Raw genomic sequence first — 14,409 nt, 5'->3', positions numbered from 1 at the left:
CGACCTCGTCAGACGGCAACCGCGTGGGGGCTGCGCTCCTGATCCGTTCCCGGTACGGGCGCGGAGGGATCCGCACCCAGCTCGATGATGCGGTTGTCCGCGTCCACGTGCACGACGCGGGGCTTCAGCACCCGGGCCTCGGCGTCCTCGACCTGCGCGTAGCTGATGAGGATGACCAGGTCCCCGGGGTGCACGAGGTGGGCGGCGGCGCCGTTGATCCCGATGACACCGGACCCGCGCTCGCCCTCGATGACGTACGTCTCCAACCGCGCGCCGTTGGTGATGTCCACGATGTGGACCAACTCCCCGGGCAGCAGGTCGGCCGCGTCCAACAGGTCGGCGTCGACGGTGACGGACCCGACGTAGTGCAGGTCGGCCTGGGTCACGGTGGCCCGGTGGATCTTGGACTTGAACATGGTACGAAGCATGGAGAAACTCCCTGATTGTCTGCTCCCTGCCTGCTTCACGCAGGTCAAGGGCGGTCTCCGGAGAGTACAACGACTCGCGGATCCGGTCACCCGTGCCGGGTCCGATCACTCGGGGCTCGTGCCGACCGGTTGCCCGCTCTTCTGACGCGTCGTGAGGCGAACCGCGAGGGAGCCGGGTCGGCTCTCCCCGCGGCCGGGACGACGACGCCGGACCGGGTGAGGACCGTCGGCGGCCTCCACGGCCGGCGTCGCCGTGACGGGCCTACCCTTCAGCCGCGGTCCTGCCCGCCAGGGCATCGAGGAGCGCGACGGCCTCACGACGGCTCAACAGCTCGTGGAAACCCTGGTTGCGGAAGGTCCGCAGGCATGCGTGGCAGCTGCTCTCCGGTCCGCACTCACAGGCGCCGACTCGGGCGAGTGCGGCGGCGACGACCGGTTCGAGACGATCCCCGATACGGACCACGTTCCCCGCGCCGCCCGGTGTGGTGTCGAAGAGCAGCAGCGACGGCATGCCGTCGATCCCCGTGTGGACCGTGCCGTCGATGTCGTCACGGCTGATCTCCAGATGGGTGGCCGCGCCTTCCAACAGGGCGTAGACGCCGGAACGAAGGCGTTCCTGCGGTGCCGACAGGGCGGTGAGCGGGTCAAGGTGAATCTGGAGGAAATCGGTCTGGTAGCGGTGCGCGAGGGAGACGACCCGCAGCGGGCCGGTGCAGTCGGTGTCCTTCAGCAGATGCGGATGGCCCGCACGGCGGTTCCCCGCCCGAGCGTGCGGACGGCCCCAGCCGCACCAGTCGCAGATCTCGTAGCCTGCGCCGCCCGGCCCATCCGAGACGACGACCATCTCGCCCCGTGCTCCCGCCGACCAGGCCGTGGTGTGACCGGAGGTGAAGGCCGTCGTCCCGTCCCGCACGTCGGCGGTGTCGGTGCACATGTGGACGTCGCCGTGCCAGGACCGGCGCGGCGGGACCTGCCCTGGCCTGCGCTGAGCCCCGCGCGCGGCGACGAAACCGTAGACGGGTTCGATGTAGCGACGCGGTGCGGTGGTGGACGGCGCGCCGCAGGCGGTGCAGGTGGGGTCCAGGGGCTCGGTTGCGTCCGTGTAGCGCCCGCACGTGCCACACACGGCGTAGTGGCGGCTCACCAGTTCGCGGTCGGGCAGGCGGTAGACGCCGGCGGAGGACCACAACCGGCCGCCCGCCACGATCTCCGCACCTGGCGCGTACTCATGGACGGCGGCACTCAGATCACGGGTGAGTTCGAGCTGCCCGGCGACGGGACCGCCGTCCTGCGGGATGCGCAGTTCGACGGTGTCCACGGGGAATCCGTACTTGGGCAGCACGTTGCGGTTGGCGAGGACACCCAGCAGGTCGCGTTTCGTCAGGTTGTGGATGACCTTCTGATACATCTCCGCCTGCCGGTACTGGCGGGTGGCAACCGCTTGGTCGCGGCGTTCGCTGTAGGCGGTGACGTCCTGATCGAGGATCTGCTGCGCGGCCCGCAGGAGACGGTCCAGTTCGTCGACCCAGGCGTCCGATTCCACACCGATCTCGTCCTGGACGCTCTCGGGAAGAACCCGGCGCAGCGAAGCGGTGACGCCTTCCGGGGCGGGCGTCAGCCAGTCTCGTACCGCGTGGGCGGCGATCTCACCGGTGGTGTCGTCGGGCAGGAAGAACTCGCCTGCCGTACGCCAGATGCGGCCCCGTTCCTCCTTCATGGCGCGGAAGAAGCCGGCGAGGGCGATGGAGTGGGCGTGGCGGCGGTCGATCCGGACGTTGTCGACGGGGACGATCGGGGCTCGGACCTCCCCGGCGATCATTCGCTGGGGTTCCGCGTACCGCGCGAGGTCGTGGGGGCGGCGCTGGGCATAGGTGAGGACGAGGGCGGCGGAGTCCGCGCGCCGCCCGGCGCGTCCGGCCCGCTGCACGTAGTTGGCGGTGGACGGGGGCATGTTGCGCAGGACGACGGCCTGCAGGTCACCGACGTCGACGCCGAGTTCGAAAGTGGTCGAACAGGAAAGGGCGTTGATCTGTCCGCGGACGAACTCGCCCTGGATCTCGGCGGCCTTCTCGCCGGTCCACTGCGCGGTGTGTTCCTGGGCCCGCAGCGGGACGGGGTCGAAGGTGAGGTAAAGGCGGCGGAGGTGGCCGTCCGCCTCGGTGGTGGGCTTGTACTCGTCGAGACGGCCGGTGCAGCGCAGCGTGGGGCACACTCCCCGTACGGACACGGGGACGACGCGGCGGCAGCGGTCGCAGGCGTGGAGGGGGTCGCTTTCCGTGGTGACGGGCCGCAGTCGCAGCCATGCGTGGTCGAGCCGGCGGACCACGCCGATTCCGGCCTGACCCTCCCCCGGCAGCCAGTCGGCGAGATATCCGGTGGTGAGGTCGCTCCACAGGCGACTCAGTGTCTCCAGCGCCGCGCCGCGCCGGTCACCCGCGTGGCCGAGTGCGTCGAGCACCCGCTCCAGGTAGTCGACGCGGCGGTTGGAGACGCCGGCCGCGCTGGGCAACCAGCTGATCACCTTGCGCGTGGCGTCGGAGCCCTTGGAGCGGACCCAGACCGGCCCGCGGCGCGGGGCGAACGCCTCGTCGCCCGCGTCCACTTCCTCGGGCATGGTGAGGGCGCCCTGGTTGCGTACGGTGCGCAGCAGTTCCTGAACCAGCTGCCAGGCCTCGTCATCCGTCAGGCCGAGGGAGGTCAGGACCGAAGGGGGCTGCCAGAAGGGCTCGCGGTCGAGATCGACACGGAGCAGGCCGAGGCCTTCGAGTGACTGGCGGTCGTCGAGGCTGAGTACTTCTTGCATGACCCACAGGGCGACCTCGCGCTGTTTGGCCTGCCGGGAGTCGTTGCGGCGGAACACTCCGGCTCGGTCGGCGGCGCGGACCGCGTGTGCCACGAGATCGTCGATGTGCAGCGGCTCGTCGGGGCCGGGGCAGCCCTTCAGGGCTGCCTGCATCATCAGGCGCCGGTGCTGGATGCGGGTGTAGGAGTCCTCGAGGTAGGGGGCGAAGTACGCGGCGGCCTGCCGGCTGTCGCTGAAGAACAGGAGTTTGCGGCCTTGTCCCGGCAGCATGGCGGCGGGACCGTCGGGCGCCGGGGGCAGCGCCTGGTAGAGGGTGGTGCCGAGGACCGAGGCCGCGGCCTCGTTGCCCGTCTCGAAGAGGCGGATCATGCCGTGGCCGTGGGCGCCGCAGGCGAGGCAGGAGGCCGGGGTTCCCTCATGGGTGTCGAGTTGGTGGACGCGGCGGAGTTCGGTGCCCTGGCATCCGTGCGTCGTGCAGGCCGTCGTTCCGGCGGTGTGCACCGTCGCGCAGCGGGTGCACAGCCGGCGCTCGCTGAGACCGCCTTTGGCACCCTCGCCGAGGGTTTCGTCGTCCTCGTCGAAGCCCGCGCCCGATGCGTCCCCGTCCAGGAGCAGCCAGGTGTGGGGTTTGTCAGGGGACTTTCGGTGCACGAGACGAGGTCGTCCACCCGGCCCGTCAAGGGTGCCGTGCAGGTGTACGGCACCGCAGCGACGGCATGCGCCCAGTTCGAAGGAGGGGCGTGCGCAGTGCGGGCACCTCTCGTGGCGGGCCAGGTCGAGGTGGGGGCCGGCCGGGTCGAGGCAGGTGAAGGCGCCTTCGGTGGCGCGCGCGAAGAGGTGGTATCGGGCGGAGAGCACGGGGGCGCCGTCGGTGTCGGTCAGTCGGCCGGCGAGCCGGATGAGCGCGGTGACGGCGGCCGGCCCCGCCGGGTCGTCCGGGAAGACGGTGTGTGCGATCTCGCTCACGGGCCGGGGCCCATCGGCGAGGGCGCGGCGCAGGGCGGCTGTCCCGGCTTCGGCGGCGAGGGCTGCCGCCGGGGTGGTGGTGGCCAGTCCGTTCATGCGCGCGGCCGACACGATCTCGGGCCCGGGTATGGCCGTGGCGGCCAGGCGCAGGTACTCGGTGGTCGGCAGCGGCCCCCAGTGCGGGCCGTCGGGTGCGCCCACCTGGGTCGCCGTGACGAGGTCCTGTGCGGCCGGATCGTCGGCGTCCCAGTGGAAGGGAACGTCGAAGAGGGCCTGGGCGAAGGCGGTGACGGCGGCCGGGTTCTCCTCCGCGCCGACGGTGGCGCTGGTGGCGATGGCCTGGATGTCGTGGCCTCGGCCCACCCGGTCCTTCAGCCGGCGCAGCAGCATGGCCAGTTCGGCGCCGCGTGCCCCGTCGTAGACGTGGGCCTCGTCGACGACGATGAACCTCCAGCCGCCCGCGTGCTCCCCTTCGAAGAGGTCCATGTCCTGGGGACGGAGCAGCAGGTACTCGAGCATGGCGTAGTTGGTGAGCAGGATGTGGGGCGGCTTGGCGCGCATCTCGCGGCGGCTGAGCAGTTCGTTGGGCAGGCGCGGCTCGCCGGGGTTGAGCTGTTCGAAGGTGTCGGCGGCGCGGCGCGGGTCGTCCTTCGTGTCGCCGGTGTAGCGGCCGAACGTGATGTCGGGGACCGCGGCCAGCAGTCGGCGCAGACGTTTCATCTGGTCGTTGGCCAGTGCGTTCATCGGGTACAGCAGCAGGGCGCGGACGCCGGGGCCGAGGGCGCCGCGGGCGTGTTCGGCGACGAGGGTGTTGAGGATGGGGAGCAGGAAGCTTTCGGTCTTGCCCGAGCCCGTGCCGGTGGCGACGACCAGGTTGCGTCCGGCCACGGCCTTGCGCAGGGCCTGCTCCTGGTGGCGGTACAGGGGGCGGTCGGCGGGCAGGGCGGGTCCCGTCAACTGCCGGAACGCCGGATCCAGTACCCCCTCGCCGATGAGCTCGTCGAGGGTGGCGCCCGGGGCGTAGGCGGGGGTGGCCTCCAGCAGAGGCCCCTTGGTGAGCAGTGGGCTGGTGTCGATGGCGTGGGCGAGGGCCTCGGCGAGGCGGGGTTCACGCAGGGGCAGCAGGGAGCGCAGATAGCGACGGTAGGTGTCGCTGATCAGTGCGGACGTGGCAAGCGGGTCGAGGCTGTGCAACGGGCTGGCTCCAGGGCTGCGGCGGGCGGGAAGGGTGTGGTGGTGCGGCACGGCTGCCGCCGGCCGGTGCGGCTTGGTCCGCGCCGGCCGGGACGGCTGTCTCCGGCCGGGCTCAGCCGATGGCTCGCACGGCCTCCGCGGTGACCAGGCATTCCGCGAGGGCGAGGTCGACGGCGGTGAGCTCGGGCGCGTGGGCGGCGACGGACGTCCACAACGGCCTGAGTCCCCGCTCCAGTTTGGCGGCCCGCGCGTCTCCCGCGGCGGCCAGCCGTGCGATCAGGGCACACCCGAGGGAGAATTGGGGCACTCGCATCCAGGCCTCCTGGGGGCCGTGCAACGGGCCGGGTCCGCGGTCGCGGAACGTCCGCGCCAAGAGGTGGTGTCCGTCGTCGAGGAAGATCGCGACCGCGTCCAGCCAGTCGCCGCATTCCTCGCGCACGGCGTAGGACTGGAGGGTGCGCCGGTCGCGGAACGCCCGCCAGGCGGCGTCGGCTCGGGTGTCGGTGTCCAGGAGGCCGCGCGGCACGACACGTGCGGTGCGCCACACGGCCTGTTGCTGAATCTCGGGGAGCTCGTCCAGAGCGCGGGCGTGAGCGTCGAACCGGCCCACGGTACGGCTCGGATCCTCGTGGCCGGCCAGGAGCCGGGGACCACTGTCACCCAGGAACTGCCCGACCTCACTGAGGAGTTCCGCCTCATCCGGGTACAGTTCTCCCGCCTCGTACGCCGGGTCGTCGGACAGGTACGGCAGCAACGGTGCCGTGAGAAGCAGCGCGCACAGCGGAGCCCGCCGCCACACGGGACGTACGGCGGCCGGGTTCGTGACCTCCCGGATCCGCAGGGCGGCCAGGCCGCTGCCCACCAGGGCGGCGGCGAGCTCGCCGGAGCGCAGAGCGGAGTCGGCCGCCCCCACGAGAGCGTCGGGGCCGGCGTCCCCCAGGGCGTGCAGGCACTCGGCTTGTGCGGTCTCCTTCGCCCCGCACGCCCGCAGGTCCCGGCCGCGGGCGGCGACGATCCAGTGGTAGGGGATGGCGTCGGTGCCTCGGGGCAGCGTTTCCCGGCCGCCGAGGTACTCCGTCGTCGTGGCCGCGGCAGAGCCGTCCGTGACCGCGGACGGCCGGCGGAGACGGCGCAGCACAAGGGTGTCGCGGTCGCGCAGGCGGGGCCAGGTGGGTGCGACGCCGGACGTGCGGGTTCCCGCGCGCAGGGTCACCACGAGCGGGCCGACCGACTGCCAGGCGGCGGGCAGCGGGATGTGGCCGCTCTCGTCGACCCGAACGGTCAGCGGCTGCTGCCACGGGGCGAGGACCGGGTGGAGCCGGGCGGTCAGTTCCCCCGGGTGGCGCAGCCCCCTCAGCAGTAGGCCGGTGCCGTCCGGTACGACGTCTTCCGCGATGGACTGCGTGCGGACGGTTCCGACGTGGACGCTCTGTCCCGCGACCGCAAGCCGCAGCTCGGCCTTGCCACAGTCACGGATGGTGTCCGTCAACGCGGCGAGGGCATAGCGCAGGTCGCCCTTGCGGGTCCGGGTGCGGCGTTCCGGCCGCAGAGTGTGCAGGGTCGCGCCCTCGACGACCAGCGTCAGTTCGGGAGTCACCGCCACGGCCTGCTCCGGCAGGCGTACGGTCAAGGCGCTGTCCCGTGCCAGGTCGACCGCGTCGATGTCGAGCGGCCTGACGGACCAGGAGAGCGGGCGGCCGTCGAGCTCCAGGCGGACTTCGGAGTGCGGGACGAGGGCTTGGACCTGGTACGCGCTTGCTCCGTCACTCAGTACGAGCCTTCTGGAGATCTCGTGCGGGGCCAACCGGACGGCGCTCTCGGAGGCGGTGACGGGTCGGTCGGTGCGGAGGTCGAGCCGCGCGGGCGCGAGTCCGCCGTGCGGGGCGAGCAGGCGCCATTCGGCGGAGGGCGTGACCTCGACGCCCTCGGCGAGGAAGGCGTTGAGCCGGCGCCGGCCGCGCCGGCGACCAGGGCTGTGGACGAGGAGTTCGTACGGGCCGAGCAGCGGGCCGGGCACGTTCTGCCAGGGGTCCACCAGGGTGCCGGGGGTGCCGGTGAGGGAGGCCAGGGGCTCCTGGTGACCAGGGCGGCGCACCTCGACCTGCCAGTGGTGCGCCTCGGGCTCGCCCGGCAGGCGTCGCAGTCGCAGCGCGGGCGGGCGGTGCCACACCGGCGCTCCGTCCTCGCTGGTGAGCCAGGTGAGTGTCGCGCCGCCCTCCCAACCGAGCGACCGTCCGACGGCCACGTCCAACCAGCCCTCCGGGGCGGCTTGGGAGGTACGCAGGCGCCTGACTCCCGATAAGCGGACCTTGCTCAGGGTCCAGCCGCTCCAGCCGTACGGGGTGGGCAGTTCCACGGCGGCGACCCGAGTTCCCTCCGATTCCAGGGTGCCCACGTGCAGCAGGTGGACATCGGCCGCGGGCAGTGGCTCGTCCAGGGGAATCAGGTGGCCGTCGGCAGCGAAAGCGAGCAGGGCGGTGTGTGGGTCGACGACGACCGACACGTGGGCGGCTCCCGCCGGGTCGGTGGCCTCGATGCGCCGGACCGGGCCGGGCAGAACCCAGTGGGGCGGGGACGCGGTGAACGACTCGCCGTCCGCGGCCAGTTGCCAGGCGCACGCCTCCTGGTTGCCGGGCAGGGTCAGCAGGACGCTGCCCGTGTCGAGCCCGAGGCGGAGTTCCGGCGCGGCTGTCGCGGCCCAGGGTTCGGGATCGCCCGCGGAAGTGGCGGGAGTGTGCGTCGGATCCGCGGCGGTCCACGGGTGCCAGGTCCAGCCCAGTGAGCGTGCCGCCTCCTGCGCGGCCTCGATCCAACGTGCGTCGTGCGTCGGTGCGCTCGGGACGCCGCGAGGACGGTCGAGTGCGGGACGAGCCGCGATCACGCGCTCCCGCGCGTCGGACAGCAACCGTGCGAGACCGGGCGAATGCCCCTGCTCGCCGAGTGCGACGGCGTGGACCGTGCAGGCGGGCCAGCGTGCGAACACGAGGTCCGGCGGCAGATCCGACTGGTCGGCGAGCAGCGCGTGGGCCACCAGCGCTTCAACGACGAGAGCGATCCGCCGGACGACCGGGTCCGTCTCGCCGACGGCCGTCGGCTCTCCCGCCTCGCGCCACGCCCGTTCGCAGTCGTCCAGCAACCGCGCGGGATCCACCAGCATGTTCCCCTCCCCCACCGGTATGTACTTCCTTGCAGTACATACCGGTTGATGTTTACCTTTCTACCATTCCTTGATGCCGGGACCACAGGGAATGCGCGACCGCGGTGGAACGCGACCGACGGATGTGACGCGTTGTCAGTGGCGGGTGGTTGCATGGGAGCGAGCTGGTTTCCGCACTGCTGTTCAGCACATCGGGGGGCACGACCATGACGACGGATGTCGAGACCGGAAGCCCGTCCGCGTTGCACGCGGACCTTCTGGCGGCAGCGGGTCCGGAGCGCGTACTGACTCTGATGGCGCTGCGGCGACTGCTGGTCGGCACGGACAAGGCCGTGCTCGTCGAGGCGTTGAGCCGGGTCACACGGGAAGGCGTCACGCTTCCGGCCAACGTGGCAGCCGCGTTCGGCGTGCCGGCCGGCGGGCCTGTGGCGTCTCCCGACCCCGACCGCCCGGCGGCTCGGCGGACTGCGCACGAGACGCCGCCCGCCACCCGACTCCCCGGCATACCCACCCAGAAGGCGCCAGGCCCTCGCTTCACCATCGAGTTGGGTCCGGACAGCCGGCTGGACCTGACCGCGCTGACGACACGATCGTTGGACCCGGACTGGCCTCCCTCCGCATCGGCGCCGGAGCCCCCGCCGCGGGCCGCCTCCGACGCCGCCGAATCGGCCTTCGAGGACTCCACCGCGGGCCGACCCGTATTCAACTCGCTGACGTACTACCGCAAGGTGATCGGCAAGTACCCGCTGCTCTCCCGGCCGCAGGAGGTGGAACTGGCCCGGGCCATCGAGGCGGGACTTCTGGCGCGCGAGCGGCTGGACACCACCGGCGGGACGATCTCCCCGAAGTCGCGACGCGAGCTTGAACAGGTCGCCCTGCTCGGCGAGCAGGCGTTCGGCGCGTTCGCCGACGCGAACCTGCGACTGGTGGTGAGCATCGCCGTCAGATACAGCGGGCGCGGGCTGGACCTCATGGACCTGATCCAGGAGGGCAACGTCGGCATGGTTCACGCGATCGAGATGTTCGACCATGGCAAGGGCTTCAAATTCTCGACCTACGCCGTGCAGTGGATCCAGCAGGCGATCCGGCGGGCCATCGCCGACCAGAGTCGCACGGTCAGGCTTCCGGTGTACGCGCACGACATGGTGGTCGCTCTCCACAAGGCCGCGCGAGAGCTGGGACACCAGGCTCCGGTCGACGCCCTCCCCGCGGTGGCCGCGCGTGCGGGGATATCACCGGACAAGGCGGCCGAACTCCTGTCACACCTGCGCCACACCGTCCCGCTCGAGGAGCTGACCGAGGCGATCGGTGACGACGCCCTGCACGCGGAGGCGGACCGAAGCATCCGCGGGCCGCACTGGGCCGAACCCGAAGCCGACTACCGGAACCTGTCTCCGGAGGAGGTCCGTGTTCTCCTCGACTGTCTCAGCGAACGAGAGCGGCGGTTGATGACCCTGCGCCACGGGCTGGACGGAGGGGTCGAATTGACCCTCGACGCCATAGGCCGGACTCTCGGAGTCACGAGAGAACGCGTGCGCCAGCTCGAATCCAGGGCCGTGGCAAAGCTGCTTGGGCGCATCGGGGAGCACCTTCCTCCTCCGGCCGTCGTCCCACCGCCCCCGGTGGTCGAGTCGAGCACCGCCTCCGCGGATGCACCCGCGGACCTCGCCGACGGACTTCACGTGACCCGGAAGGTCCACACCGGCGGCCAGATCATGGTGAACCGGCAGACGATCCACGTGGGCATGCAGTACTGCGGCGTGACCGTCACGGTACTGCTGGAGGACGAATGGTTCCGGGTCCTCTTCGAAGGGCGCCCGATCGCGGCGGCCCTCCGAAGCGACGATGCCCGACCCCGGAAGGTCCACGACGTGGCCGACTGAACCGCGGACCGCGCCTGCCTCCCGGTGTGGCGCCGGATGACGATGGCGTGGACGACGTGAACCTGGAGGATCCGTGTGGCGTGAGTTCGTGGAGCGGTACGAGGGCGCCGAGCTGAATGCCCCTGCCTCCGAGCGGGAACTACGTGATCTGGAAGCTGCGTTGGGGCAGTCGCTTCCGAGAGCGCTGCGTGAACTGCTCCTCGTGTCCGACGGTGTCGTGGATGCGGACGGGACGGATGTCGTCTGGAGCGCGGAGCACATCGGCCTGACCAACGCGGAGTTCCGGGGCAGCGCGGACTTCCGGATGCTGTACATGCCGTTCGACGCGCTCGTGTTCTTCGGGGACAACGGCGGCGGAGACCAGTTCGCCGCGGTGCGCACCCCCGAGCGCGATGACGTGTTCGTCTGGGACCACGAGAACGACAGCCGCACCTGGGTGGCGGCGCGTCTGGAGACGTACCTCCGTGGCGCGCTGTCCCGCCCCGGTGAGGACTGGTACCGCTGACGCCCCCGATCGGGGGGCGGGCGCCCCGCGTCGGGCCGAGGGGGCGGTCGGGTGGGTCAGCCGGTCGGGGGGACGAACTCGGGCTGGTCCAGGAGGCGGAGCCAGCTGCCGTCCGGTTGGCGGCGGACGACCTGCGCGCGGGCGCCCGCCCCGTCCTTCGGCGGGGTGGAGGTGAGGGCGATGTCCGCGCTGATCAGCGTCGGCAGCGGCTGCTCCGGTTCGAAGCGGGGGCCGCCGGCCAGCACCTTCTCCCACAGTGCGCGGATCGCCTCCCGGCCCACGGTCCGGGAGCCCGGCGGATAGGCCATCACCGCGTCCTCCTCGTAGAGAGCGGCGACCCCGGCCGCGTCACCGGCGTTGGATCGTTCGACGAACAGACGGGTGATGTCCTCGGGGCGCATGGCCTTCTCGTACTCCGGCGTGTGCTTCGACATGACGTCCTCACTCCTCGATGCCTGATGCGCTCGACGAGGGTGCTCGACTGGGGCGCTCGACGGTCAAGCGCTCGGTGTCGAACCTCGACACCTTCCAGCCTGGCCGAAGCCGATCCAGTAGTCCAACAGCTGGTTCTACTAAGAGCTAGAATTGACAGTCATGGAACTGAGGCAGTTGGAATACTTCGTCGCGGTCGCCGATGAGCGGAACTTCACCCGGGCGGCCGAGCGGGTGCACATCAGCCAGTCGGGCGTCAGCGCGCAGATCCGCCGGCTGGAGCGCGAGCTCGGCGCCGAACTGTTCGACCGGTCGGCCCGCACGACCACCCTCACGGACGCGGGCAGGGCCGCTCTCGATCACGCCCGGGCCGCGCTGTCCGCCGCGGCGGCCGTCAGCCAGGCGGTGGGCGAGGTGACCGAGCTGATCCGGGGCCGGCTCACCGTCGGGATGGTCATCGGCTGCACCGTCACACCCCTGTTCGACGCGCTCGCCGCGTTCCACCGGGCGCATCCCGGGGTGGAGATCTCCCTGCGGGAGGAGAACTCCGACCGGCTGATCGACGGGGTGCGCGACGGCACTCTCGACATGGCTCTCGTCGGGTCGTCCACCGCCACCCACGACGGGCTGGACACCTTCACCATCATCAGCGAGCGGCTCGTGGCGGCCGTGCCCTTCGATCACCCCCTGGCCCGGCGGGACCGGGTCACCTTGCGCGACCTGGGTGCTCATCCGATCGTGTGCATGCCCCGGGGCACGGGTCTGCGCACGGTGTTCGACCAGGCGTGCGCCGCGCGGGACGTCCGGATCGGGATCGCGTTGCAGGCCGGGGCCGCCGACGCCATCGTCGACCTCGCCGTCCGCGGCCTCGGCGTCGCCATCCTCAGCGAGTCGATGGCCGCCGGCCACGCCGACCGGCTCACCGCCCGCACGATCGACGACGTCACATCGCCCGCCCTGCTCGCGCTGGCCTGGAAGACCCCGCACGGCCCCGCGACCCGCGAACTGCTCGCGCACGCCCGCCGCGCGTTCCTTCGGTCCGACGCCGGCCGGGAACCACCCGGCGGGGACCCCGTCCGGTGATCGCCGCCGGGAGGCCAAGTCGATCGACGACGCCCTGGACCTGTTCGAGATCCTGACGGCCGCCAGGCCGGCAGCCGCGACGGTCTGCTCCCCCCGCGGCCCCGAGGCCACCACGGCATGGTTGTGGCCGTTGGCGGGAGGCATGCCTCGGGGCGTACGAGGGGCGCATCGTCACGTCCTACTCATTCGGGTCCCAGGCGCTGAGTTGGTCGAAGAGGCCTCGGTCGCCGTCGAGCTCGACGGAGTTGAACGGGATACGGTTGTGCAGGATGAGGACCAGCTCGTTGGCCGTGCCCCGGGCGGAAACGTCGGCCGCGTCCGGGTCCTGGCCAGCAGCGGTGGCCGGTACGGTGCCGGGCCCGGGGAGGCGGGTGGTCCGTGCGCCGTCGGCGGAGAGCGAGAGGCGCCAGGAGCGGCCCTCGGAGGCGTGGAAGTCGATGGCAGCGGGCTTGTGCGGCCAGGGACTTGTCGTCGCGACGCAGGTGGACAGGAACTCGTCGACACCGTCGAGCGCCACCTCGGTCGGCAGCGGCTGCGGGGCACCCACGGTGATCTGGGCGTCGTACGTGTGCACCGCCATCTGCTGGAGCTGGTGCCGAGCCACGGCACCGGAGGTGTGCGGCGACTGCAACGTCTCCCACCACGACCAGCAACCGCGATCCGGGCCGGCCTTCCGCAACGCGTCCACCAGTTGCTCCGTGGACTCCGCCAACCAGGCCAGCAGGGCCTCGCGCTCCCGAGGCGCGGCCGGGGCGCCCTCCGCTGCGGACTTGGCCGGAGCAGGACCAGCGGCGACGGTGGCGGCCCAGTCGCGGCGCCCCTCGCCGATGTGCTGCGCCAGATCGAACAGCGTCCACTCGGGGCAGGTCGGCACCTGTACGTCGAGGCTGGGCGCGGAGGCGACCGCGGCGCGGAAGGCGGTCGATCGTTCGTCGATCAGTCGCAGCAGAACGGGGAACTCGAGTGTCTTTGTCACCCCGAATCTCTATCACTGTGTTCCGACAATCGGACAGTGATTTTTTTTACAGCCGCCCTCGCGGGCGGGCCCTCACCACCACGGAGAACTGATGGAGGACCTCACCGCCGCCGACCGTGCGTCACCCACGGTCGTCCTCACGGATGTTCATCTGTGGCCGCACTCGACCGATCCAACAGCAGTGCGCCGCAGTCTTGTTGGGGACAACGGGAGGTCCGAGGGGTGCTCGGCGCGCTGGTACTGTACCGGACACACGGTCGGTTTCCCCGCGGGTGACGGGTGAGGCCCCGCGGACGCCGACGAGCCGTGCACACAGGAGGCGTGAAGTGGCCAGGCAGGAGCGCGCGATCCAGACGCGCAGGATCATCGTCGAGGCCGCGGCCGAGATGTTCAACGAACTCGGATACGACGCGACGACGATCGGCGGCCTCATCGATCGCATTCCGCTCACCCGCGGCGGGCTCTACTTCCATTTCACCTCGAAGGAGGAACTGGCGCGGGCGGTCCTCGACGAGGCCGTGACCCGGGAGGGGTTGACCCCGCAGACCCACAAGCTCCAGGAGTGGGTGGACCTGGGGTTGCTCCTGGCGCATCGGCTGCCCAAGGAGCCCGTGCTGAGCGCCTCGGTGCGGCTGTCGGTGGACGTCAAGGCCCGCGGCCTGTTCGGAACGCGGTGGCCCGACTGGATCACGGTGGGCGAGGAACTGCTCGAAGAGGCCCGGGCGCGCGGCGAGTTGCTGGCACACGCCGTACCGTGCGAGATCTCGCGGCTGCTCGTCGGGGCCTGGACCGGGGTGCTGCTGATCACCGAGGAGATCCCGGGCGCCGATCTGTCCAGGGAGATCTCCAACCTCTTCGATCTGCTCCTGCCCGGCATCGCCGCGCCCGGGGTGCTCGCGGAGCTGGACACGTCCCCGTACCGCGCCGAACGCCTCCTCGGCACGGCCGCTCCGGTGCAGCCGGCCCGATCCGCCTGATCCGG

The 14,409-nt window shown here is 71.5% G+C and carries 9 protein-coding genes; 4 read left to right on the top strand and 5 right to left on the bottom strand.

The annotated features are described in order from the left end of the window. Positions 1 to 8: 8 nt before the first annotated feature. The 3 genes from panD to ADK55_RS27010 form a co-directional block, all read right to left on the bottom strand. On the bottom strand, positions 9 to 428 hold the full coding sequence (gene panD, locus ADK55_RS27020; protein ID WP_030870250.1) for an aspartate 1-decarboxylase: 420 nt from the start codon (positions 426 to 428) through the stop codon (positions 9 to 11). Between the two features lie 262 nt (positions 429 to 690). After that, positions 691 to 5,391, bottom strand: a complete 4,701-nt coding sequence (locus ADK55_RS27015; RefSeq protein ID WP_053682421.1) for a DEAD/DEAH box helicase — start codon at positions 5,389 to 5,391, stop codon at positions 691 to 693. A gap of 112 nt (positions 5,392 to 5,503) precedes the next feature. After that, complete coding sequence (locus ADK55_RS27010) at positions 5,504 to 8,548, bottom strand: hypothetical protein (protein ID WP_159041561.1); 3,045 nt, start codon at positions 8,546 to 8,548, stop codon at positions 5,504 to 5,506. Between the two features lie 206 nt (positions 8,549 to 8,754). On the opposite strand from ADK55_RS27010, the gene ADK55_RS27005 reads away from it, so the two are divergent. Continuing rightward, positions 8,755 to 10,431: a sigma-70 family RNA polymerase sigma factor gene (locus tag ADK55_RS27005; protein ID WP_053682419.1), complete on the top strand. Its 1,677-nt coding sequence runs from the start codon at positions 8,755 to 8,757 to the stop codon at positions 10,429 to 10,431. 73 nt (positions 10,432 to 10,504) lie between these two features. Continuing rightward, positions 10,505 to 10,936 (top strand): SMI1/KNR4 family protein, encoded by a 432-nt coding sequence (locus ADK55_RS27000; RefSeq protein ID WP_053682418.1) that lies wholly within the window; start codon positions 10,505 to 10,507, stop codon positions 10,934 to 10,936. A 56-nt stretch (positions 10,937 to 10,992) separates the two neighbouring features. Here ADK55_RS27000 and ADK55_RS26995 read toward each other — a convergent pair whose 3' ends face one another. Then, positions 10,993 to 11,370 (bottom strand): YybH family protein, encoded by a 378-nt coding sequence (locus ADK55_RS26995; RefSeq protein WP_053682417.1) that lies wholly within the window; start codon positions 11,368 to 11,370, stop codon positions 10,993 to 10,995. A gap of 160 nt (positions 11,371 to 11,530) precedes the next feature. On the opposite strand from ADK55_RS26995, the gene ADK55_RS26990 reads away from it, so the two are divergent. Next, complete coding sequence (locus ADK55_RS26990) at positions 11,531 to 12,451, top strand: LysR family transcriptional regulator (protein WP_053682416.1); 921 nt, start codon at positions 11,531 to 11,533, stop codon at positions 12,449 to 12,451. Positions 12,452 to 12,629: 178 nt separating this feature from the next. Here the strand turns inward: ADK55_RS26990 and ADK55_RS26985 are convergent, their stop codons facing one another. Next, a complete protein-coding gene (locus ADK55_RS26985; RefSeq protein WP_053682415.1) occupies positions 12,630 to 13,427 on the bottom strand; it encodes a maleylpyruvate isomerase family mycothiol-dependent enzyme in 798 nt (265 codons plus the stop codon). Between the two features lie 326 nt (positions 13,428 to 13,753). On the opposite strand from ADK55_RS26985, the gene ADK55_RS26980 reads away from it, so the two are divergent. After that, on the top strand, positions 13,754 to 14,404 hold the full coding sequence (locus tag ADK55_RS26980) for a ScbR family autoregulator-binding transcription factor (RefSeq protein WP_053682414.1): 651 nt from the start codon (positions 13,754 to 13,756) through the stop codon (positions 14,402 to 14,404). Positions 14,405 to 14,409 lie beyond the last annotated feature (5 nt).

It is taken from the genome of Streptomyces sp. WM4235 (assembly GCF_001279725.1).
Classification (GTDB): Bacteria; Actinomycetota; Actinomycetes; order Streptomycetales; family Streptomycetaceae; genus Streptomyces.
The sequence above is the reverse complement of the archived record's forward strand: the minus strand, read 5'-3'. Positions and strand labels throughout refer to the sequence as shown.